15 protein-coding genes and 1 pseudogene are annotated in these 21832 nt (G+C 73.5%); 13 read left to right on the forward strand and 3 right to left on the reverse strand.

Annotation, left to right across the window (positions count from 1 at the left end):
* Positions 1-17: 17 nt before the first annotated feature.
* Entirely contained in the window at positions 18-2111 is a 2094-nt protein-coding gene (gene malQ / locus AB0E14_RS03630) for a 4-alpha-glucanotransferase (RefSeq protein WP_362411300.1), read from the reverse strand.
* A 65-nt stretch (positions 2112-2176) separates the two neighbouring features.
* On the reverse strand, positions 2177-2362 hold the full coding sequence (locus tag AB0E14_RS03635) for a hypothetical protein (protein ID WP_362411354.1): 186 nt from the start codon (positions 2360-2362) through the stop codon (positions 2177-2179).
* 245 nt (positions 2363-2607) lie between these two features.
* Between AB0E14_RS03635 and AB0E14_RS03640 the strand changes: the two genes are divergently transcribed.
* Complete coding sequence (locus AB0E14_RS03640; protein ID WP_362411303.1) at positions 2608-5652, forward strand: beta-N-acetylglucosaminidase domain-containing protein; 3045 nt, start codon at positions 2608-2610, stop codon at positions 5650-5652.
* Between the two features lie 90 nt (positions 5653-5742).
* Here the strand turns inward: AB0E14_RS03640 and AB0E14_RS03645 are convergent, their stop codons facing one another.
* Complete coding sequence (locus AB0E14_RS03645) at positions 5743-6306, reverse strand: HNH endonuclease (protein ID WP_362006681.1); 564 nt, start codon at positions 6304-6306, stop codon at positions 5743-5745.
* 246 nt (positions 6307-6552) lie between these two features.
* Between AB0E14_RS03645 and AB0E14_RS03650 the strand changes: the two genes are divergently transcribed.
* The 12 genes and pseudogenes from AB0E14_RS03650 to AB0E14_RS03705 all read left to right on the forward strand — a co-directional run.
* Entirely contained in the window at positions 6553-7614 is a 1062-nt protein-coding gene (locus AB0E14_RS03650) for a mechanosensitive ion channel family protein (protein WP_362411307.1), read from the forward strand.
* A gap of 172 nt (positions 7615-7786) precedes the next feature.
* A complete protein-coding gene (locus AB0E14_RS03655; protein WP_362411311.1) occupies positions 7787-9004 on the forward strand; it encodes an ROK family transcriptional regulator in 1218 nt (405 codons plus the stop codon).
* Between the two features lie 122 nt (positions 9005-9126).
* Complete coding sequence (locus AB0E14_RS03660) at positions 9127-10464, forward strand: ABC transporter substrate-binding protein (RefSeq protein ID WP_362411314.1); 1338 nt, start codon at positions 9127-9129, stop codon at positions 10462-10464.
* A gap of 19 nt (positions 10465-10483) precedes the next feature.
* Positions 10484-11449, forward strand: coding sequence for a sugar ABC transporter permease (locus AB0E14_RS03665; RefSeq protein ID WP_362411317.1), 966 nt, complete (start codon positions 10484-10486; stop codon positions 11447-11449).
* Positions 11450-11451: 2 nt separating this feature from the next.
* Positions 11452-12348 (forward strand): carbohydrate ABC transporter permease, encoded by an 897-nt coding sequence (locus AB0E14_RS03670; protein WP_362411320.1) that lies wholly within the window; start codon positions 11452-11454, stop codon positions 12346-12348.
* A gap of 9 nt (positions 12349-12357) precedes the next feature.
* On the forward strand, positions 12358-13623 hold the full coding sequence (locus AB0E14_RS03675; protein ID WP_362411323.1) for a 6-phospho-beta-glucosidase: 1266 nt from the start codon (positions 12358-12360) through the stop codon (positions 13621-13623).
* Positions 13614-14600, forward strand: coding sequence for a BadF/BadG/BcrA/BcrD ATPase family protein (locus tag AB0E14_RS03680; protein ID WP_362411326.1), 987 nt, complete (start codon positions 13614-13616; stop codon positions 14598-14600). The genes AB0E14_RS03675 and AB0E14_RS03680 overlap by 10 nt, the downstream gene beginning before the upstream one ends.
* A gap of 475 nt (positions 14601-15075) precedes the next feature.
* Complete coding sequence (locus AB0E14_RS03685; protein WP_362411357.1) at positions 15076-16371, forward strand: hypothetical protein; 1296 nt, start codon at positions 15076-15078, stop codon at positions 16369-16371.
* A 113-nt stretch (positions 16372-16484) separates the two neighbouring features.
* On the forward strand, positions 16485-17444 hold the full coding sequence (locus AB0E14_RS03690) for a glutamate ABC transporter substrate-binding protein (protein WP_362411360.1): 960 nt from the start codon (positions 16485-16487) through the stop codon (positions 17442-17444).
* 15 nt (positions 17445-17459) lie between these two features.
* Positions 17460-18761, forward strand: a complete 1302-nt coding sequence (locus tag AB0E14_RS03695) for a hypothetical protein (protein ID WP_362411329.1) — start codon at positions 17460-17462, stop codon at positions 18759-18761.
* A gap of 41 nt (positions 18762-18802) precedes the next feature.
* A complete protein-coding gene (locus AB0E14_RS03700) occupies positions 18803-21316 on the forward strand; it encodes a tetratricopeptide repeat protein (RefSeq protein ID WP_362411363.1) in 2514 nt (837 codons plus the stop codon).
* A gap of 11 nt (positions 21317-21327) precedes the next feature.
* Positions 21328-21832, forward strand: a pseudogene (locus AB0E14_RS03705) (phosphatase); the annotation flags it as partial.

Raw genomic sequence — 21832 nt, forward strand, 5'->3', positions numbered from 1 at the left:
GCAAACGTAGCGAACAGCTAAACGGGGCGCGCGTCCGGGGGTGCCGTACGGGCCTCCCGCAGGGTTCCGAAGACCTCGAGGAGGCGGTGCGCCCGGGGCGAGGCGGCCACCTCCTCCAGGGTCATCGGCTGCCCCTCGGGGCCCGCCACGGGCAGCCGCCAGTTGGGGTACTGGTCCCAGGTCCCGGGCAGGTTCTGGGGCCGCCGGTCCCCCACCGCGTCGGGCAGCCACACGCCCACCATCGTGGCCGGTGTCCGCAGCAGGAACCGGTGGACCGCCCTCACCTCGGCCTCCTCGTCGCCCGGGCCCTCAGGCAGCAGCCCGAGCCGCTCCAGGCACGTCAGCCACTCGGCGACCTCCGCCGCGTCCCTGGCCCGCTCGTGCCCGAGGTCGCCGGTGAGCAGCCCCAGCCGGTGGCGCAGGGCGACGTGGTCGCCGGAGAGGCGGGCGGCGGTCGAGGGCAGGTCGTGCGTCGTGGCCGTGGCCACACAGTCGGTGCGCCACTCCTCGGGGGCCAGCGGGCGGCCCGTGCCGGACCAGTCCCGTTCGAACCAGAGCACGGAGGTGCCGAGCACCCCGCGCCGGGCGAGCGCCTCGCGCACCCCCGGCTCGACCGTGCCGAGGTCCTCGCCGATCACGACCGCGCCGGCCCGGTGGGCCTCCAGGGCGAGGACGGCGAGCATCGCCTCGGCGTCGTACCGGACGTACGTGCCCTCGGTGGGTTCGCGGCCCTCGGGGACCCACCAGAGCCGGAACAGCCCCATGACGTGGTCGAGCCGCAGCGCGCCCGCGTGCCGCAGCAGCTCCCGCAGGAGACCGCGGTACGGGGCGTAGCCGGAGGCGGCCAGGGCGTCGGGGCGCCACGGCGGCAGCCCCCAGTCCTGGCCACGGGAGTTGAAGGCGTCGGGCGGGGCGCCGACCGACATGCCGGCGGCGAACGCGTCCTGGAGCGCCCAGGTGTCGGAGCCGTCGGGGTGGACGCCGACCGCGAGGTCGTGGACGATCCCGACCGCCATCCCGGCCTCCCGCGCCGCCGAGCTCGCGGCGGCCAGCTGCTCGTCCGTCAGCCAGGCGAGCCTGCAGTGGAAGTCGACCCGGGCCGTCAGCTCCTCGTCGGCGCGGACGACCGCCGCGGCCGCGCGCGGATCACGCAGCTCCTCGGGCCAGGACCGCCAGTGGTGGCCGTACCGCTCGGCGAGGGCCTGGTACGTGGCGTGGTCCTCCAGGGCGCGGCCCCGCTCGGCGAGGAAGTCGCGGTACGCGGCGCGCCGGCCGGGGCCGAGCTCCACCGTCGCCACGAGTGCGAGGGCGCGCCGCTTGAGCTCCCACACCGCGTCCCGGTCGATCAACGCACCCTTGCGCAGGACGCGTTCACGCAGCTCGGCGGCGTCGGCCAGGATCGCGTCCAGCCGGTCTCGGTGGACCGGGTCCACGAAGTCGTACTCCGGGACGTCCTCGATCCGCAGATGGACGGGGTCGGAGAAGCGCCGGGACGACGGGCGGTACGGGGACGGGTCGCTGGGCGCCCCGGGCACGCCCGCGTGCAGCGGGTTGACCTGGACGAAGCCCGCGCCGTGCGTCCGGCCCGCCCAGCCGGCGAGTTCGCGCAGGTCGCCGAGGTCGCCCATGCCCCAGGAGCGGTCGGAGAGCACCGAGTACAGCTGGGCGAGCAGCCCGAAGACCCGTCTCTCGGGCCGGGGCACGCGCGCGGGGGCCACGATCAGCGTGCCGGTGCCGCGCCGCCCGTCGGGAGCCAGCGCCTCGATCCGGTGGACCCCGAGCGGCAGCGCGTCCCAGGCCTCGCCCTCCGCCCCCTCCAGCGTCTCGCCGGACTCGGTCGTCAGGCGCAGCCGGGTGCCGGGCGGCAGGCCCTCGGGGGGCCGCGCGGGGCCGTCCTGCCAACGCACCAGCGTCGGCGGGAGCAGCCGTGCCTCCGCGGCCCGCCGGGCTGCTTCCAGGGCGGCGGCGACCGCCTCCGGCGTACCGGCGTCGACGTCGAGGGCGGCGAGCACGGCCACGACCGTGGCGTCGGGCACCTGGACGGTGACGCCCTCGGACGGCTCGTACGCGGTGGCGACGCCGTGGAGGGCGGCGAGGCGGGCCAGGGTCACTTCACACTCCAGAGGTCTGGGTCGCTGGTGGACCTCCCCGGGCGGCCCGGCTTCCCCGCGTCACATCACGGGGACTCCGTGCCGCCCGAGGTCCAGGGGGCGGTGGGTTCGCTGGTGAGCGGAGCCGCCTGGGTCAGGGGCGGTTCGCTGGTGAGGGGCGCGGTGTCGGCGAGCGGCGGTTCGCTTGTCAGCGGCGCGGTGTCGGCGAGGGGCGGCTCGCTGGTCAGCGGGCCCTGTTTCGGTACCGGTATCTCGGCGAGGTGGGGGGTGGTCACGGTCACGGGGGTACTCCCGGCTTCGTCTCGACGGGTGGAACGACCAAGCCCTACCCACCGCACCCCGTTTTACCGGCGGAACTTGGCGCGGCGGCGCCACCTCGCCGAAAGCCCGGCGGGCAAACCGGGCACTTCGGCCACGCACGTTGACACCTCCGCCGGACGGGTGGTGGGCTCGTGACCTACTCGTGACCGAACGGGGGAGCGGAGAGGAGTTCGGCGTGCACCTCGGGCGCAGGAAGCGGACGGCGACGGCCGTGGCCGCGGCCGTGATCGGCGGGCTCCTCGGCGGCGGTCTCCCCGGAGCGGCCCAGGCCGCCCCGGTCTCGCCCGTCACCACCGCAGACGTGCCGCGGAGTCCGGCCGAGCCGGCCGTGTGGCCGCGCCCGCAGTCCCTGCGGGCCGCGGGCCCGGCCGTACGGCTCGGCGGCGAGGTGACGCTGCTCGCGGACCCCGACGCCGACCCGTACGCGGTCGCCGCGCTCCGCGAGGTGCAGCGGACGGCGGGCGTGGGGACGGTCCACACCACGCTGCCGGGCGGCGGGACGGTCTTCCGCGTGGGCTCCGCGGCCGCCCAGGGACCCCTGCGGGCGCTGCGCGCGGCCGACCGGGGCGATCTGCCGCGCGGTGGCTACCGGCTCGCGACGGGGCGAGTGGACGGCCGGGACACGGTCGCCCTGGACGGCGTCGGCCCGGACGGGCTCTTCCACGGCGTCCAGACGCTCCGTCAGCTCGTCGAGGGAGTCGAGAGACGCGGCCGGGAGGATCGGACGATCCCCGGCGTCGTCGTCCGCGACTGGCCCGCCACCGCCGTGCGCGGCCTCACCGAGGGCTTCTACGGCCGCCCCTGGAGCCACGAACAGCGGCTCGCCCAGCTCGACTTCATGGGCCGGACCAAGCAGAACCGGTACCTCTACGCGCCCGGCGACGACGCGTACCGCCAGACCCAGTGGCGCGACCCCTACCCCGCCGCGCAGCGCGCCGAGTTCCGCGCGCTCGCCGAGCGGGCCCGCGCCAACCACGTGACCCTCGCCTGGGCCGTGGCGCCCGCCCAGTCCATGTGCCTGGCGTCGGACGCCGACCTGAAGGCGCTGACCCGCAAGATCGACGCGATGTGGGCGCTGGGCGTGCGCTCCTTCCAACTCCAGTTCCAGGACGTCAGCTACAGCGAGTGGCACTGCTCGAAGGACAGGGACACCTTCGGGCGCGGCCCAGAGGCGGGCGCGACCGCCCACGCGCGCGTGGCGAACGCGGTGGCCCGGCACCTGGCCGAGCGGTACCCGGACGCGGAGCCGCTCTCGCTGATGCCGACGGAGTACTACCAGGACGGCGCGACCGACTACCGCACGGCGCTCGCCGCGGCGCTCGACTCCGGGGTGCAGGTCGCCTGGACCGGCGTCGGCGCCGTCCCGCGCGCCATCACCGGCCGCGACCTCGCCGGCGCCCGCCAGGCACTGGGCCACCCGCTGGTCACGATGGACAACTACCCGGTCAACGACTACGCCCAGGACCGGCTGTTCCTCGGCCCCTCCCTGGGGCGCGAGCCGGCCGTGGCGGTCGGTTCGGCCGCGTTCCTCGCCAACGCCATGGAGCAGCCGGCGGCCTCCCGCGTCCCGCTCTTCACCGCCGCCGACTACGCCTGGAACCCGAAGGGTTACCGCCCCCAGGAGTCCTGGCGGGCCGCCGTCGACGAGCTGGCCGGGCCGGACCCGGCCGCCCGCGAGGCGCTGCGGGCGCTGGCCGGCAACGACGCCTCCTCGCTGCTCGACCCGGCGGACGAGTCGGCGTACCTGAAGCCGCTGATGACCGCCTTCTGGACGACCCGTACGTCCCAGGACCGGGCGGCACGGGAGAAGGCGGCGCGCGAGCTGCGCGCGGCGTTCACCGTGATGCGGGAGGCCCCGCGGCGCCTCGCGGCGACCGCCGACGGCACCCTGGACGACGAGGTCGGCCCGTGGCTCGAACAGCTGTCGCGCTACGGCCTCGCGGGCGAGACCGCCGTCGACATGCTGCTCGCCCAGGGCCGCGGCGACGGCGCGGAGGCCTGGCAGGCCCAGCTGCGTCTGGAGCCGCTGCGCGAGGCGGCGAAGGCGAGCGGGGCGACCGTCGGCGCCGGCGTCCTCGACCCCTTCCTCACGCGCGCGGTGACGGAGGCCTCCGCCTGGACGGGCGCCGACCGCGAGAGCCGGACCGGAGGGCGGCCCGCCGAGGTGGCCGTGGCGCCGGACGCGTACACCCTGCGGCTCGACCGCTCGCGGCCCGTGGACACGGTGACCGTGATGACGGAGCCCGGTTCGGGCGACTCCGCGCGCGTGGAGGCGTACGTGCCCGGCGAGGGCTGGCGGCCCCTCGGCCCGGTCTCCCCGACCGGCTGGACCCAGACGGACGTGAAGGGGCTGCGCGCGGAGGCCGTCCGGATCGTCTGGGACGGCGCGGCCGGACACACCGCCCCGAAGGTGCGCTCCCTGGTGCCGTGGTTCGCGGACGAGCCGCGGGCCGAACTCGAGCTGGCCCGCGCCGCGACGGACGCCGAGATCGGCGGCCCCGCGCAGCGGGTGGACGTCCGGCTGGTGGGCCGGTCCACCGACGAGGTGCGCGGGGCGCTGACGGCTCGGGCGCCCCGGGGCATCCAGGTGCGGCTGCCCGCGGAGGCCCGGATTCCGCGCGGCACGCGCGCGACGGTGCCGCTCGAGGTGTCGGTGGCCCCGGACGTGCCCGTGGGCGAGTACGCGGTGCCGGTCTCCTTCGCGGGCGAGGAGCGGGTCCTGACGGTCCGCGCGTTCCCGCGCACGGCGGGCCCGGACCTGGCGCGCACGGCGACGGCCTCGTCGTCCGGTGACGAGACGCCGGACTTCCCCGCGGTCTCGGCCCTGGACGGCGATCCGGCCACCCGCTGGTCCTCCCCGGCCGAGGACGGCGCCTGGTGGCAGCTGGAGCTGGCGGACCCGGCCCGGATAGGGCAGGTGGTCCTGCACTGGCAGGACGCGTACGCCACCCGCTACCGCATCCAGGTCTCCCCCGACGGCCGCACCTGGCGCACGGCGGCCACGGTCGCCGACGGCCGGGGCGGCCGCGAGAGCGTCCGCATGGACGCGGCGGACACCCGCTTCCTGCGGGTGCAGGGCGACACGCGGGCGACGCGGTTCGGCTACTCCCTCTGGTCGGTGGAGACGTACGCGGTGGCCCCTCCGGCCGCCCCGGAGACCCCCGAGACCCCGGCCGGCACGGAGCCGCCGACGCCGCCGGAGCGGCCCGGGCCGCCGTAGCGGAGGCCCGGGGGCACCCGTACGAGCAGGGGCGCCTCGGCGAGGCGCCCCTGGGACGTGCGGACCGCGCGCGGACGACGAAGGCCCGGCTCAACCCGCCTTCACGGCCCCCGTGGGGGCGGTGGAGACGGCGTCGATCCGGGCCATCACGTCGTCCGCGCCGTACGGCTGCAAGTACGGCAGCCAGCGTGGGTCCCGATGTCCGGTCCCGATGATCCGCCAGGCCAGGCCGCTGGGCGGGGCGGGCTGATGGCGCAGCCGCCAGCCCAGGTCGTGCAGGTGCCGGTCGGCCTTGACGTGGTTGCAGCGGCGGCAGGCCGCCACGACGTTCTCCCAGGCGTGCGTACCCCCGCGGCTGCGCGGAATGACGTGGTCGACGCTGGTTGCGACGCCACCGCAGTACATGCAACGCCCGCCGTCACGGGCGAAGAGGGCTCTGCGGGTCAGAGGAACGGGCCCCCGGTAGGGGACCCGGACGAACCGCTTCAGCCGGACCACACTGGGTGCGGGGATGACGCGGGTCTCGCTGTGCAGGAAGGCGCCGGACTCCTCGAGGCAGAGTGCCTTGTTCTCGAGGACGAGGACGAGCGCGCGGCGGAGCGGTACGACGCCGAGGGGCTCGTACGACGCGTTGAGGACCAGGACATGCGGCACGGATGCCTCCTAATACGCCGGCGGCGCGTGGCTCGCGCCGGGACGAACTGCTCTCAGTCTCTCCTCATGCCTGGTCGGAGCGCCACCACGTACCCGTAACGGGCTTGGAGTGTTCTCGACCACATCGGCATCGTCTCCGGGTACATCCCCGCGTGAGGTCGGTCTCTCCCTCGAACAGCACAACAGGAGCACTCCTTGTGCCCCGTTAGTGTGGATGCTCGCGTACGCCACGCCTGGAGGTTTCCCGTGTCCTGGTCCGCCTTGTCGACCGCCGACGATCCGCAGAAGGTGCCCGTCACCCTCGACGAGGCCGCGGAGAAGGCGACGAACGCCGCGGGCTGGGTGGAGGAGAACTGGTCCACCTGGCTGAACACCGGCCTGCGGATCCTGCTCATCCTGGTCGTCGCGCTGCTGCTGCGGATGGCGATCCGGCGGGCCCTGACGAAGCTGATAGAGCGGATGAACCGCTCCGCGCAGGCCGTGGAGGGCACCGCGCTCGGCGGGCTCCTGGTCAACGCCGAGCGGCGGCGCCAGCGCTCGGAGGCGATCGGCTCGGTGCTCCGCTCGGTCGCGTCGTTCCTGATCCTGGGCACGGCGGGGCTGATGATCCTCGGCGCCTTCCAGATCGACCTGGCGCCGCTGCTCGCCTCGGCGGGTGTCGCCGGTGTGGCGATCGGTTTCGGCGCGCGGAACCTGGTGACGGACTTCCTCTCCGGTGTCTTCATGATCCTTGAGGACCAGTACGGCGTCGGTGACTCGGTGGACGCCGGGGTGGCCTCGGGCGAGGTCATAGAGGTCGGTCTGCGCGTGACGAAGCTGCGCGGCGTCGACGGGGAGATCTGGTACGTCCGCAACGGCGAGATCAAGCGGATCGGCAACCTGAGCCAGGGCTGGGCCACGGCCGGGGTCGACGTGACGGTCCGCCCGACGGAGGACCTGGACCGGGTGAAGTCGGTGATCGACGAGGCGACGGCGTCCATGGCGAAGGAAGAGCCGTGGAACGAGCGGCTGTGGGGTCCGGTGGAGATCCTCGGCCTGACCGAGGTGCTGATCGACTCCATGACCGTGCGGGTCTCGGCGAAGACCATGCCGGGCAAGGCCCTGGGCGTGGAGCGCGAGCTGCGCTGGCGGATCAAGCGGGGCCTGGACGAGGCCGGCATCCGGATCGTCGGCGGCCTCCCGCTGCAGGCGGAGGATTCCCCGGCCGACCCGACGGCCGGCATGGCGGCGCCCTCGGCCTACGCCTCGGCGACCTCCCCGCAGGGCATGGCGGCGAGCCCGCTCCCGAAGCCGGACCTCAACAAGTAGCCCACCCCGAGTCTCCTCCACGGAGCCCCCGCAGGTAACGCTTTGGTTGCCTTCGGGGGCTCCGTGCGTTCCCGGGTATTGACGGCCCGGCGACGCCCGCCCTACGGTCACCCCACCGAATAGGAAACTTTCCTAACAGTGCACCTCATGTGCAGAGAGGCGGTGCGTCGCGATGGCCGGTACGACCCCGGGCACCCCCGGCACCCCGCGCGTGCTGCGGGCCATGAACGACCGCGCCGCACTCGACCTGCTCCTGGAGCACGGCGCCCTGTCCCGCACCCGGATCGGCAAGCTCACCGGCCTGTCGAAGCCGACCGCCTCCCAGCTTCTTGCCCGCCTGGAGGCCGCCGGACTCGTCGTCGCCACCGGCACCACCGAGGGCCGGCCGGGACCGAGCGCGCAGCTGTACGCGGTGAACGCCCGGGCCGCCTTCGCCGCCGGCATCGACGCCAGCCCGCACCGGATCCGGGCCGCCGTCGCCGACATCACCGGCGCGGTCGTCGGCGAGTTCGAGCTGCCCACGCCCGGCCGCTCCACCGACGGCGGCGTCGTCCGCCAGGTCACCACCGCCCTCGACGGCGCCGTCAAGGACGCCGGGATCACCCGCTCCGACGTGCACCGGCTCGTCATCGGCACCCCCGGCGCCTTCGACCCGGCCACCGGCCGCCTGCGCTACGCCTCCCACCTGCCCGGCTGGCACTCCCCCACGCTCCTGGAGGAGCTGGCGGCCGTGCTGCCGATGCCGTTCGAGTACGAGAACGACGTCAATCTGGTGGCCGTCGCCGAGCAGCGCCTGGGCGCCGCCCGGGGCCACGAGGACTTCGTCCTGCTGTGGAACGAGGAGGGCCTCGGCGCCGCCCTCGTCCTCGGCGGCCGGCTCCACCGCGGCTTCACCGGCGGCGCCGGCGAGGTCGGCTTCCTGCCCGTGCCCGGCACCCCGCTCGTACGCCAGGTCACCAAGGCCAACTCCGGCGGATTCCAGGAGCTCGCCGGCGTCCAGTCCGTCCCCAGGATCGCCCGGTCCCTGGGCATCGAGACCGCCGAGCAGCCGTACGTGGCCACCGCGAGCCGCCTGCTCGGCCACGCCGCCGCCGAGCACGGCGACGACCCCCGGTACGCGGCGCTGCTCGACCAGTACGCCGAGCGCCTCGCCACCGGTCTCGCCTCCCTGGTCGCCGTACTCGACCCCGAACTCGTCGTCCTCTCCGGTGACGTGATCGTCGCCGGCGGAGAGCCCCTGCGCGAGCGCGTCCAGTCCGAACTGGCCGAGCTCGCCGCCTCCCGCCCCCGGCTCGTCCTCGCCGACGTGGACCGGGACCCGGTCCTGCGCGGGGCCCTCGAGAGCGCCCTCGCGACCACCCGCGACGAGGTCTTCGACACGTCCCGGTAGCCCGGACCACACAGCCACCGCGCCACCGAGCCACCGCGCCACCGCGTCACCGCGTCACCGAGAAAAGCCAGCACTTCCCTTGCCCCCGTAGTTCCGCTCCGTCCGCCCAGGGAGTCCTTGTCATGCCCGCACGCACGCGCAGAGCCGTCGTCGCACTCGCCGCCACCGCCTCCGTCGCCCTCCTCGCCTCGGCCTGTACCGGCTCGGCGGACGACAAGGCCGGCGACGACCCGAACGCGCGGACCACGATCACCTTCTGGCACGGCTGGTCGGCCCCCTCGGAGGTCAAGGCGATCCAGGAGAACGTCGCCCGCTTCGAGAAGGCCCACCCGAACATCAAGGTGAAGGTCGTCGGCAACATCAACGACGACAAGCTGAGCCAGGCGCTGCGCGCGGGCGGTTCGAACGGTCCGGACGTGGCCGCCTCCTTCACGACGTCGAACGTCGGCAAGTTCTGCCACACCGGTTCCTTCGCCGACCTCAAGCCCTTCCTGGAGAAGGACAAGGTCGACCTGGACAAGACCTTCTCCAAGGTCCTGCAGGACTACACCCAGTTCGAGGGCAAGCGCTGCTCCATGCCGCTGCTCTCCGACGCGTACGGCCTCTACTACAACAAGGACGCCTTCAAGGCGGCCGGCATCACCGCCCCGCCGAAGACCTGGTCGGAGTTCTCCCAGGTCGCGAAGAAGCTGACCAAGGAGAAGGGCGACAGCTACGAGCAGCTCGGCTTCATGCCGAACTACCTCGGCTACGAGACCGTCCCCTCCCACTACATGTCGCAGTGGAACCACACGTACTTCGACGAGAGCGGCAAGTCGCTCCTCGCCAAGGACCCCGGCTTCGCCGAGATGCTGACCTACCAGAAGTCGCTGGTCGACGGTCTGGGCGGGTTCGCGAAGCTGGACAAGTACCGCACCACCTTCGGTGACGAGTGGGGCGCGAAGCACCCGTTCCACACCGGCCAGGTCGCCATGCAACTGGACGGCGAGTGGCGGCTGAACTTCATCAAGGAGGCCAAGGTCGGCTTCGAGGTCGGCGTCGCGCCGCTGCCGGTCGCCGACGACGAGGTGGCCGAGTACGGCAAGGGCTATCTCTCGGGCACGATCATCGGCATCGCACCGCAGAGCAAGAAGCAGAACGCGGCCTGGGAACTCGTCAAGTACATGACCATGGACACCGACGCGGTGGTGGAGTTCGCCAACGCCATCGGCAACGTCCCCTCCACCCTGGAGGCGCTGAAGTCGCCGAAGCTGAAGACCGACGCGAACTTCAAGGTCTTCCTGGACATCGCCCAGCACCCCGCGTCCTCCACCTCCGACGGCGCGGTGAACGGCTCGACGTACCAGGACACCTTCCAGGACTTCGCCCAGAAGTACGAGAAGGGCCAGGTCAAGGACCTGAAGAAGGGCCTTGAGGAAACGGCCGCCCAGATCGACCGCGACATCGCCCAGGCGAAGTAGGACCCGGGACCGGTATCTCATGTCCTCCTCCGACACCCTCGACGGGCGTCAGGCGGCGCTGCGGTCGAAGCGCGTACGCAACGCGCTTCGCACCGCGGCGTTCATGTCGCCCTGGCTGATCGGCTTCAGCGTCTTCTTCGCGTACCCGCTCGTCTCGACCGTCTACTTCTCCCTGATGAAGTACGACGGGCTCAACCCGCCGACCTGGCGGGGCCTGGACAACTGGACGTACGTCTTCTCCGACCTGCCGAAGTTCTGGCCGGCCATGCAGAACACCCTCTGGCTCGCGGTCGTCATGGTCGCCTGCCGGGTGGCGTTCGGGCTCGGCATCGGCCTGCTCATCACCAAGATCAAGCTGGGTGCCGGGGTCTTCCGCACCCTCTTCTACCTGCCGTACCTGGCCCCGCCGGTCGCCGCGACGCTGGCCTTCGTCTTCCTGCTCAACCCGGGCACGGGGCCGGTCAACTCGGTCCTGGAGGCCGTCGGCGTCCCCGCGCCCTCCTGGTTCAACGACACCGCGTGGGCCAAGCCGGCCCTCACCGTCCTCGCCGTGTGGGGCGTCGGGGACCTGATGGTCATCTTCATGGCCGCGCTGCTCGACGTACCGAAGGAGCAGTACGAGGCGGCGGAGCTGGACGGGGCCTCGGCCTGGCAGCGGTTCCGCTACGTCACGCTGCCGAACATCTCGCCGATCGTCCTCTTCGCGGTCGTCACCGGGATCATCGGCGCGATGCAGTACTACACGCAGCCGATCGTGGCCGCGAAGGTCGCGTCCGGCGTGATGGGCGGCTCCGGCCAGACCTTCGAGCCGGGCTACCCGGACGACTCGACGCTGACGCTGCCGCAGCTGGTCTACAACCTCGGCTTCGGCCGCTTCGACTACGGCGCCGCCTGCGTCGTGGCCCTCGTCCTGTTCGCGCTCTCCATGGCCTTCACCGCGCTGCTCATGCGCCGGCGGGGCGGCCTGATCGGCTCGGGTGACTGACCATGAGCTCCCTGACCACCCTCGACAGGCCCGTGCGCCAGGAGTCCCCCGGCGCGGCCGAGCGGACGGCCCGGCGCAAGGCGCTGCTGCACTGGATCGCCGTGCACTCGCTCGGCATAGCCGCGGCCCTGTTCTTCGTGCTGCCGTTCGTCTTCGTCTTCCTGACCTCGCTGATGAGCGACCAGCAGGCGCTGACCCGCGACCTGACCCCGAACACCTGGCACTGGGACAACTACGTCCGGGTCTTCCGGACCCCGGGCTTCCTGGACTGGTGGAGGAACTCCCTGCTGTACGCCGGGCTCGGCACCGCGCTCGTCGTGGTGTCCTCGATCCCGGTGGCGTACGCGCTCGCCAAGTTCCGCTTCCGGGGCCGGCACCTGTCGCTGCTGCTCGTCATCTCGATGATGATGCTGCCGCCGCAGGTGATCATCATTCCGATGTACCTGTTCTGGGCCAAGCAGATGGACCTCTCCGGCACCCTGTGGCCGCTGATCATTCCGATGGCGTTCGGTGACGCCTTCGCGATCTTCCTGCTGCGCCAGTTCCTGCTGACGATCCCGAACGAGTACATCGAGGCGGCGAAGCTGGACGGCTGCGGCGAACTGCGCACCCTCCTCAAGGTCGTGCTGCCGATGGCGAAGCCCGGCATCGCCGCCGTGGCGCTGTTCCAGTTCTTCTACTGCTGGAACGACTACTTCGGGCCGCAGATCTACACCTCGGAGAACCCGGCGATGTACACGCTGAGTTACGGCCTGGAGTCCTTCAAGGGCGCGCACCACACCGACTGGAACCTGACCATGGCCGCGACCGTACTGGTCATGGCCCCCGTGATCCTCGTCTTCTTCTTCGCCCAGAAGGCGTTCGTCGAGGGCGTCACACTGACCGGAGTGAAGGGCTAGCTGAACAACATGAAGCTCGCTGTCGTGGGGGGCGGCTCCACCTACACCCCCGAACTGATCGACGGATTCGCGCGGTTGCGCGACACCTTGCCCATCACCGAACTCGTCCTCGTCGACCCGGCCGCCGACCGGCTGGAACTGGTCGGCGGGCTCGCCCGGCGGATCTTCGCCCGGCAGGGCCACGACGGGAAGATCGTCACCACCTCGGACGTCGACGCCGGCGTGGAGGGCGCGGACGCCGTCCTGCTCCAGCTCCGGGTCGGCGGGCAGGCCGCCCGGAACCAGGACGAGACCTGGCCGCTGGAGTGCGGCTGCGTCGGCCAGGAGACCACGGGCGCCGGCGGTCTCGCCAAGGCGCTGCGGACCGTGCCGGTGGTCCTCGACATCGCCGAGCGGGTCCGGCGCGCCAACCCCGACGCCTGGATCATCGACTTCACCAACCCGGTCGGCATCGTCACGCGCGCGCTGCTCCAGGCCGGTCACAAGGCCGTCGGTCTGTGCAATGTGGCCATCGGCTTCCAGCGGAAGTTCGCCCGGCTGCTGGACGTCGCCCCGTCCGAGGTCCATCTCGACCACGTCGGGCTCAACCACCTGACCTGGGAGACCGGAGTCCGCCTCGGCGGCCCCGAGGGCGAGAACGTGCTGCCGCGGCTGCTCGCCGAGCACGGCGAGGCCGTCGCCGAGGACCTGCGCCTGCCGCTGTCGGTGGTGGACCGCCTCGGTGTCGTCCCCTCGTACTACCTGCGCTACTTCTACGCGCACGACGAGGTCGTACGGGAGCTGGGCAGCAAGCCGTCGCGGGCGGCCGAGGTCGCCGCGATGGAGAAGGAACTCCTGGCGATGTACGGCGACCCGGCGCTCGACGAGAAGCCCGCCCTGCTGGCCAAGCGCGGCGGCGCCTTCTACTCGGAGGCCGCCGTGGACCTGGCGGCCTCGCTCCTTGGCGGCGGAGGCTCGCCGTACCAGGTGGTGAACACCTCCAACAACGGCACGCTGCCGTTCCTCGCGGACGACGCCGTCATCGAGGTGCAGGCGGCGGTCGGGCCGAGCGGTCCGGTACCGCTGCCCGTCGCCCCGCTCGACCCGCTGTTCGCCGGGCTGATCGCGAACGTCACCGCGTACGAGGACCTGGCCCTGGAGGCGGCACTTCGCGGCGGTCGGGACCGGGTGTTCAAGGCGCTGCTCGCGCACCCGCTGGTCGGGCAGCACGCGTACGCCGACGGGCTCACCGACCGCCTGATCGCGCACAACCGGGAGCACCTGGCGTGGGCGTGAACCTTCAGAACCCGCTCCTGGCGATCGACGCGGGCAACAGCAAGACCGACGTGGCGATCGTGGGCGCGGACGGCAGCGTGCTCGGCTCGGCGCGCGGCGGCGGGTTCCAGCCGCCCGTGGTCGGGGTGGGGACGGCCGTGGACACGCTGGCCGAGATCGTCGGCCGGGCGTGGGAGGACGCCGGCGGTGCCGGTGCGCCACCGACGTTCGCCCATGTCGCGGCCTGCCTCGCCAACGCCGATCTGGCGGTGGAGGAGGTGGAGTTGGCCGCGGCTCTGGAGGCGAGGAGCTGGAGCCGCTCGGTCCGGGTGTACAACGACACCTTCGCCATCCTGCGCGCCGGGCTCGACGAGCCGCGCGGGGTCGCCGTGGTCTGCGGGGCGGGCATCAACTGCGTCGGGATGCTGCCCGACGGGCGCACCGCCCGGTTCCCCGCGATCGGGAAGATCTCCGGGGACTGGGGCGGCGGCAGCGGGCTCGCCGAGGAGGCGCTCTGGTTCGCCGCCCGGGCGGAGGACGGACGCGGCGAGCCGACGGCCCTGGCGCGGTCGCTGCCCGCGCACTTCGGCCTGGAGACGATGTACGCGCTGATCGAGGCGCTGCACCTGGGGACCATCCCCTTCGAGCGGCGCCACGAGCTGACCCCCGTGCTGTTCCGTACGAGCGCGGAGGGCGACGCCGTGGCCCGTTCGCTGGTGCACCGGCTGGCCGAGGAGGTCGTCGCGCTGTCGACGGTCGCGCTCGGCCGGCTCGAACTGCTCGACGAGGAGGCCCCGGTGATGCTGGGGGGCAGCGTGCTGGCGGCGCGGCACCCGGAGTTGGAGGGCAGGATCACCGAACTCCTCGCGGCCAAGGCGCCGAAGGCCGTGATCGGGGTGGTCACGTCCCCGCCGGTGCTGGGCGCGGCGCTCCTCGCCCTGGACGCGGTGGCGGCCGGGCCCGAGGCCGCGGCGCGGCTGCGAGAGCACTACGCCTGAAGTCCCACAGGCGTGGTGACACCGGGGCGCTCCCTTCACGGGGGCGCCCCGGTCGTCGTTCGGCGCGTTTGTTCTTCACCCGTTCGGGGAGGCGCGCGAGGGAACCGATCACGTCCGAAAAGCGTATTCATGGCAGGGGATTCGCCCACGGGGGTGGCGCGCGATGGGGCACGATAGGCACAAGATCCAGTCAATCCTGGTGTGCGGGCAGGGTCCCTGACGCCATACTGCTGGCCGGGAACGTCGGACCGAGGGGGAGGCCACGTTGACACACCCGCCGAACACGCCTGCCGTCTCGGCCGCGGGCTCCACGCCCGCGCATCCGGGGACCGGCCTGCCCGCGCAGGCACCACCGCCTGGCGCGCCGCCGTCCGCCGCCTCCGCGTCCCGCGCTCCGGCCGCCTCCGGCTCCCCCGCCTCCCCGCCCGCCGGAGCGCCCGGTGGGCGCGGGGCCTGGGGCGAGGTCCGGGTGGTGCTGCGCCGCGCCGCGACGACCGAGCCGGGCCGGCTGCAGATCCTGGGCGCCGTACTGGCGTTGCTGGTCGTCGCGTTCGGGGCGGTCACCGCCTACGAGGTGTCCGACCGGGCCGGCTCCGCCGACGACGTGGTGAGCCGCAGCCAGCCGCTGAGCGCCGACGCCGCCGCGATCTACCGCTCGCTCGCCGACGCCGACACGGCCGCCGCCAGCGGCTTCCTCTCCAAGGAGCGGGACCCCGCCGACCTGACGCAGCGGTACCGGGACGACATCGGCACCGCGTCCCGCCTGTTGGTGAAGGCGGCCGCGAGCACCGACGGTTCGGCGCAGTCGGCCCGCGAGATCACGACCCTGAACGAACAGCTGCCGCGCTACACCGGCCTGATCGAGCGGGCCCGCGCGGCCAACCGGCAGGGCCTGCCGCTCGGCGGCGCCTATCTGCGGTACGCGAACCAGCTGATGAGCACGCAGCTCCTGCCCGCCGCCGAGCGGCTGTACGAGGCGGAGACCGCGCGCCTCGCGAAGGACGACGAGGACGCCCGCGACTGGCCGTTCCTCTCGCTCGCCCTCGGGCTCGCCGTCCTCGCCGTCCTGGTCTGGGCCCAGCGCCGCACGTACGCGCGGACGAACCGGGTCTTCAACCAGGGTCTCCTCGCCGCGACGGCCGCGTCCGTCGTCGTGCTGCTCTGGCTGACGGCGGCGCACACGGTCGCCCGCGCCGGTCTGAACGACGCCCGCGCGCACGGCCAGAGTTCGCTCCAGGTCCTCAACACCGCCCGGATCAGCTCTCTGAAGGCCCGCGCCAACGAGAACCTGACGCTCGTCGCGCGCGGCGCGGTCCTCACCGACGACGGCAAGAACGACAAGTACGAGACCGACTACACCGCGAGCATGAACGCGCTGACGGACTCGCTCGCCGACGCCCGCGAACTGGCCGACGACGACGCCGGACGTGATCCGCTGGCCGCGGTCGCCGAGCACACGGCCGAGTGGAAGACCCGCCACGACAAGGCGCGGGAGAAGGACGACGCGGGCGACTACGAAGGCGCGCGCATCGGCGTCGTCGGGCCGGACGACGCCGGTTCCGGACCCGACGAGTCCACCGGGCAGTCCTTCGACCGGGTCGACGCGGCCCTGAAGAAGGCCCTGGACCACGAGCAGCGCGAGTTCACCGAGGCCGCCGAGGGCGGCGGCCGCGCGCTGACCGCCCTGCCGCTCGGAGCGGCGGTGCTCGGCGTCCTGGGCGCGGCGGGCGCGATCATGGGCATCAACCGCAGGCTGTCGGAGTACCGGTGAGAGGGGGCGGGATGCACAGCAGCGTCGACGGCGCGAGGAGGCACGGCGTGGCCGCGCTCCTGAGCGGCCGCCGCCCCCTGGCCCGCCCACGCGGCTGGGGCGGGGTGGCTGCGATGGCGGTGGCCTGCGGTCTGACGGCCTCGCTGACCCTGCTGCCGCTCGCGCACGGCGGGAGCGGCCCCGCGGCGGCGCCCGCGGCGACCGGCCCCGGTGTCGGCACGGGCATCCAGGTCAAGGCGGACAGCTGCCAGAACCCGGAGGCCTCGCTCACCCCGTCCACCCAGGACGGCCCCGCGGTCCAGGCGATCAAGGCACGCGGCAAGCTCGTCGTCGGCGTCGACCAGAACAGCTACAACTGGGGGTACCTCAACCCCGAGAGCAGACAGCTGGAAGGTTTCGACATCGCGCTGGCGAAGGCGATCGCCAAGGATCTGCTGGGCAGCGAGGACGCGATCATCTACCGCACGATCCCCACCAACCAGCGGGTCGCCGCCCTGGAGTCGGGCAAGGTCGACCTCGTCGTCCGCACGATGACGATCAACTGCAAGCGGATCCAGCAGGTCGCCTTCTCCACCGCCTACTTCCAGGCCGGCCAGCAGGTCCTGGCGGCCAAGGACGACGCCACGATCACCGGGTACGACTCCTCCCTCACCGGGAAGCGGGTCTGCACGGCCGAGGGCTCCACGGCGTACGAAGCCCTGGAGAAGAACTCCTTCGGCGCCACGTTCAAGGACGAGGGCGACGGCACCAAGGCGGACCGGGACCGGTTCACCGTCCCGAACCAGCTGGACTGCCTGGCCCGGCTCCAGATGGGCGAGGTCGACGCGGTCGTCACGGACAACGCGCTGGCGGCCGGACAGGCCGCGCAGGACCCGGCCGTGGAGCTGAAGGGCGAGCCGTTCACCACCGAGTACTACGGAGTCGCCGCCAAGCTCGGCAACGACGACCTGGTGCGCCGGGTCAACCAGGTCCTCGTCGACTACCGCATGAGCGCGTGGCTCGCGGCGTACGACGAGTGGCTGAAGGCGGACCTGCCCGGGATATCCGGGCCGCCCGCACCCCTGTACAAGTAGAGCGAGAGGTGATCGATGGGCGTCGCGGGCACCCCCGGCCCTGTGATGGACCGGGACGAGGTGGACCGTGCGCTGGCGCGGCTCGGCGCGGAGCACAAGGCGATCGAGGACTCGCTGCTGGCGCTCCAGGACCACGCGGGCCGAAGGCTGCTCGAAGGCGCCGAGCTGACCGGGACCACCCGGGACCGCTGGCACTCCACCGAGGGCACCATCACCCTGCTCTGGACGTACTTCGAGGCGTACACCGGCGCCCTGTACGGCGCCCGTGAGCTGCGGGCACGCAGGCGCTGGGCCAGCCGCGAGGACCTGGTGGAGCTGACCGAGCGGCTGCGCGGGGAGAGCGTGCTGGTCGCGGGCGGGGCGCAGGCGCCCGCCGCGCCGACGCTGACCGGCCCCGCCCGGCTCTCCGAGCGGTTCAGCCTGGAGCGGCTCGTGGCCCGGATGAACGAGCTGTACGCCTCCTCGCTCGACATGGTCGTGACGGCCGACGCGGTGTGGTCCGCGCTGCCCGCGCGGATAGACCTCCTCGCCGCCGAGCTCGGGCGCACGCGCTCGCTCGCGCACTCCGTGGGGGTCCGTCCCGGCGAGCATCCGGCCGGCGACGAGCTGGAGTCGATCACCGCCGAGCTGACCGCGCTGCGCTCCCAGGTCGTCACCGACCCGCTGGCCTTCTGGCGGCCCGCGGCCGGGAGTTCGGCGCCGGGCGGGGGCCGTCCGGACACCGAGCGGTACGACCGGGCGGCGCGCGCCCTGGAGGACATCCGGCGGGAGATCGAGGCGGTCCTGGCTGTCCGGCAGGACTCGGAGGAGCGGCTGCTGCGGCTGCGGGACGTCCTCTCGCGCGCCGACCGGACGCTCGCCGAGGCGCGGGCGGCGCGCGGCGAGGTGCTCGCCAAGATCGCCGCCTCGGAGGTGCCCGCCGTCAGCGGCCCGCCGACGGTCCTCCAGGAGCGCCTGGCCGCCGCCGCCGAGTACCGCAGGCACGCCCAGTGGCACCGGCTCTCGCCGCTCCTGGAGTCCCTGGAGGTGGAGGCCGAGGACGAACTGCATCGCGCCCGCGCGTCCTTGACCGCCGTCACCGCCCCGCTCGCGGTCCGCGCCGAGCTGCGCGGCCGGCTCGACGCGTACAAGGCGAAGGTGGCCCGGCTCGGCGCGGCGGAGGATCCGCTGCTCATCGAGCGGTACGACGCGGCGCGGCGGATGCTGTGGAGCGCGCCCTGCGACCTGCGGGTCGCCGAGCAGGCGGTGTTGCGGTACCAGCAGGCGGCGGCCGAGGTGCTGTCCGGCCCGAGAGACGCGAGGGGGAGTCAGTGGTGAGCACCTGTCAGCGGCCTTCGTGCGAGGGTTCGTACGAGGACATGGGCGGCGGCGAGCTGTACTGCGACACCTGCGGGCTGGCTCCCGTGGTGTCGCCCGGTGGCATGCTCCAGTCCAATCCGACCGGCATGGCCGTGTCGGGCAAGGAGTCCGGTTCGGCGCGCACGGGTTCGGGCGCCTCGTCCCGGTCCTCCTCCCGCGCCTCGTCGCGTTCCTCGACCTCGCGCCGCTCGGTCTCCGGTCGTCTGTCGCGCTCGCTGTCGGGCGGGACGAGCGGCCGTTCGGTCTCGGTGCGCAGCTCCGGCTCGTCCACGGCGCAGTCCGGGCGGAACCGGCTGGGCGCGGGTCTGGTGACGATCCCGGAGGTGCCGCGCCCCGACCCGCGCGCGGCGGTCATGGCGAACCCCGAGGTTCCCGAGCGGAAGCGATTCTGCTCGCGCTCCGACTGCGGCGCCCCGGTGGGCCGCGCGCGTGGGGACAGGCCGGGCCGCACCGAGGGCTTCTGCACCAAGTGCGGCCACCCGTACTCCTTCGTGCCGAAGCTGCGCGGCGGGGACGTCGTGCACGGCCAGTACGAGGTCGCGGGCTGTCTCGCGCACGGCGGTCTCGGCTGGGTCTACCTGGCGGTCGACCGGGCGGTCTCCGACCGCTGGGTGGTCCTCAAGGGCCTGCTCGACACCGGCGACCAGGACGCGATGGCCGCGGCGATCTCCGAGCGCCGCTTCCTCGCCGAGATCGAGCACTCCAACATCGTCCGCATCTACAACTTCGTCGAGCACCTCGACCCGCGCACCGGCTCCCTCGACGGCTACATCGTCATGGAGTACGTGGGCGGCAAGTCGCTCAAGGAGATCGCCAACGACCGCCGCACGCCGGACGGCCGGCGCGATCCGCTGCCGGTGGAGCAGGCCTGCGCGTACGGGATCGAGGCCCTGGAGGCGCTCGGCCACCTGCACAGCCGGAACCTGCTGTACTGCGACTTCAAGGTCGACAACGCGATCCAGACCGAGGACCAGCTCAAGCTGATCGACATGGGCGCGGTCCGGCGGATGGACGACGACGAGTCCGCGATCTACGGCACGGTCGGCTACCAGGCGCCGGAGGTGGCCGAGGTCGGCCCGTCGGTGGCGAGCGACCTGTACACGGTGGCGCGCACGCTCGCCGTGCTGACCTTCGACTTCCAGGGCTACACCAACGTCTTCGTCGACTCGCTGCCCGACCCTTCGAACGTCGAGGTCCTGCGGACGTACGAGTCGTTCTACCGCTTCCTGGTCCGTGCGACGGACCCCGACCCGGCGCGCCGGTTCGCCTCCGCCCAGGAGATGGCGGAGCAGCTGACGGGCGTCCTGCGCGAGGTCGTCGCCCTCCAGACCGGCCGCCCGCGCCCCGCGCTCTCGACGCTGTTCGGGACCGAACTGCGGGTCACGGACACGGAGTTGTTCGCCGAGCTGACGGGGGACGTCTCCGCCCTGGGCGCCAGGACGACCGGCGGCGGGCGCGGCGGCCGCCGCAAGGCCCTGCCGGCCGCACCGGGCGGCGGGGCGCTTCCGGCGCCGATCCCGGCGCAGGCCGGCGCCCCCGGCGCGGGCAGCCCCGCCCCCGTACCGGCGGCCGTGCCGGACGGACCCTTCCTCGCGCCGCTCGACGGGCGGGCCGCGTCGCTCGCGCTGCCCGTGCCGCGCGTGGACCCGGGGGACCCGAACGCCGGATTCCTCGCCGGTCTGCTGGCCTCCGCGCCCGCCGAGCTGATCAGCGCCCTCCAGAGCGCGCCCGCGCCCTCCCTGGAGCTGCGGCTGCGCGAGCTGCGGGCCCGCCTGGAGATGGCCGATCTCGGCGCCGCGGGCCGCGCCCTGGCGACCCTGGAGGAGCGGCACCCGGACGACTGGCGGGTCGTCTGGTACCGGGGCGTGGCCTCGCTGGTGACCGGCGACCACGAGAACGCGGCGCTGTCGTTCGACGCGATCTACGACGCCTTCCCCGGCGAGCCCGCGCCCAAGCTGGCCCTCGGCATCTGCGCCGAGGTGCTCGGCCAGTTGGACAACGCGGCCGAGTACTACCGCCTGGTGTGGGCCACGGACCCGAGTCATGTGAGCGCCGCCTTCGGCCTGGCCCGGGTCAGGCTCGCGTCCGGCGACCGCGCCGGCGCCGTACGGACCCTGGAGTCCGTCCCCGAGGCGTCCATCCACTACACCGCGGCCCGGGTCGCGGCCGTGCGCGCGCGGCTGCGCCGACGCGCGGCGCACGAGCCGCTCGGAGCGGATCTGACGGCCGCCGCCGCGCAGGTCTCCGCGCTCCAGGACTTCGGCCTCGACGCGGTGCGCCACGAGCGTCTTTCGACGGAGGTCCTCGGTTCGGCGCTCGACTGGGTACTCTCCGGTAGTCCCGGAGCGGCTCCGGACGGCGCGCGGCTGCTCGGCAGCGAACTGGACGAGCGCGGGCTGCGCTTCGGCCTCGAACGCTCGTACCGGGTGCTCGCCCGGCTCGCGCAGCGGGGCGAGGAGAGGATCGAACTGGTGGAGCGGGCCAACCGTTTCCGCCCCCGGACGTGGGTGTGAGTATGTCCCAGATGCCCCAGAACGACCTGTCTGCCTGCCCGGGCTGCGCGGAGCCGCCGGCCTCGGGCGACCGGTACTGCGGGGCGTGCGGCTACGACCTCGCGGCCGTACCGGCGACGGCTCCGGGTCAGGACCGTCCGACGGTCGCCATCGGCACGCCCGTGGACTGGCCCGAGCCCCCGTCCCGCGACCCGAACTCCCTCACCACGGCCACCCAGCACCCGGGCGATCTCCCGGGCACCGACTCGGGCGGCCGCGACCTGCCGACGATGGCGGTCCGCACGGACCTCCCGCAGCCGTCCGCACCGACGCCCGCCACACCGGCGGCATCCGCTCCGATGCCGGCCGCGCCGCCGGCCACCGCGCCGATGCCCGCCGCACCTTCGGCCGCCGCACCTTCGGCCGTCTCCGCTCCGGACGCGGGCGCGCGGGAGGGGGACTTCACGCTCGCCGCGCCCGACCCGCGGGCCGCCGCCCCAGCCGGCGGCCGGGGTCTCGCCGAGGGCCCGCTCGGCC

This window comes from Streptomyces sp. NPDC047981 (genome assembly GCF_040653315.1).
Classification (GTDB): Bacteria; Actinomycetota; Actinomycetes; order Streptomycetales; family Streptomycetaceae; genus Streptomyces.

Excerpts from the sequence above, each read along its gene's own strand:
- AB0E14_RS03655 (WP_362411311.1), top strand. The coding sequence starts at position 7,787 with ATGGCCGGTACGACCCCGGGCACCCCCGGCACCCCGCGCGTGCTGCGG.
- AB0E14_RS03660 (WP_362411314.1), top strand. The coding sequence starts at position 9,127 with ATGCCCGCACGCACGCGCAGAGCCGTCGTCGCACTCGCCGCCACCGCC.
- AB0E14_RS03665 (WP_362411317.1), top strand. The coding sequence starts at position 10,484 with ATGTCCTCCTCCGACACCCTCGACGGGCGTCAGGCGGCGCTGCGGTCG.
- AB0E14_RS03670 (WP_362411320.1), top strand. The coding sequence starts at position 11,452 with ATGAGCTCCCTGACCACCCTCGACAGGCCCGTGCGCCAGGAGTCCCCC.
- AB0E14_RS03675 (WP_362411323.1), top strand. The coding sequence starts at position 12,358 with ATGAAGCTCGCTGTCGTGGGGGGCGGCTCCACCTACACCCCCGAACTG.
- AB0E14_RS03690 (WP_362411360.1), top strand. The coding sequence starts at position 16,485 with ATGGCGGTGGCCTGCGGTCTGACGGCCTCGCTGACCCTGCTGCCGCTC.
- AB0E14_RS03695 (WP_362411329.1), top strand. The coding sequence starts at position 17,460 with ATGGGCGTCGCGGGCACCCCCGGCCCTGTGATGGACCGGGACGAGGTG.
- AB0E14_RS03700 (WP_362411363.1), top strand. The coding sequence starts at position 18,803 with ATGGGCGGCGGCGAGCTGTACTGCGACACCTGCGGGCTGGCTCCCGTG.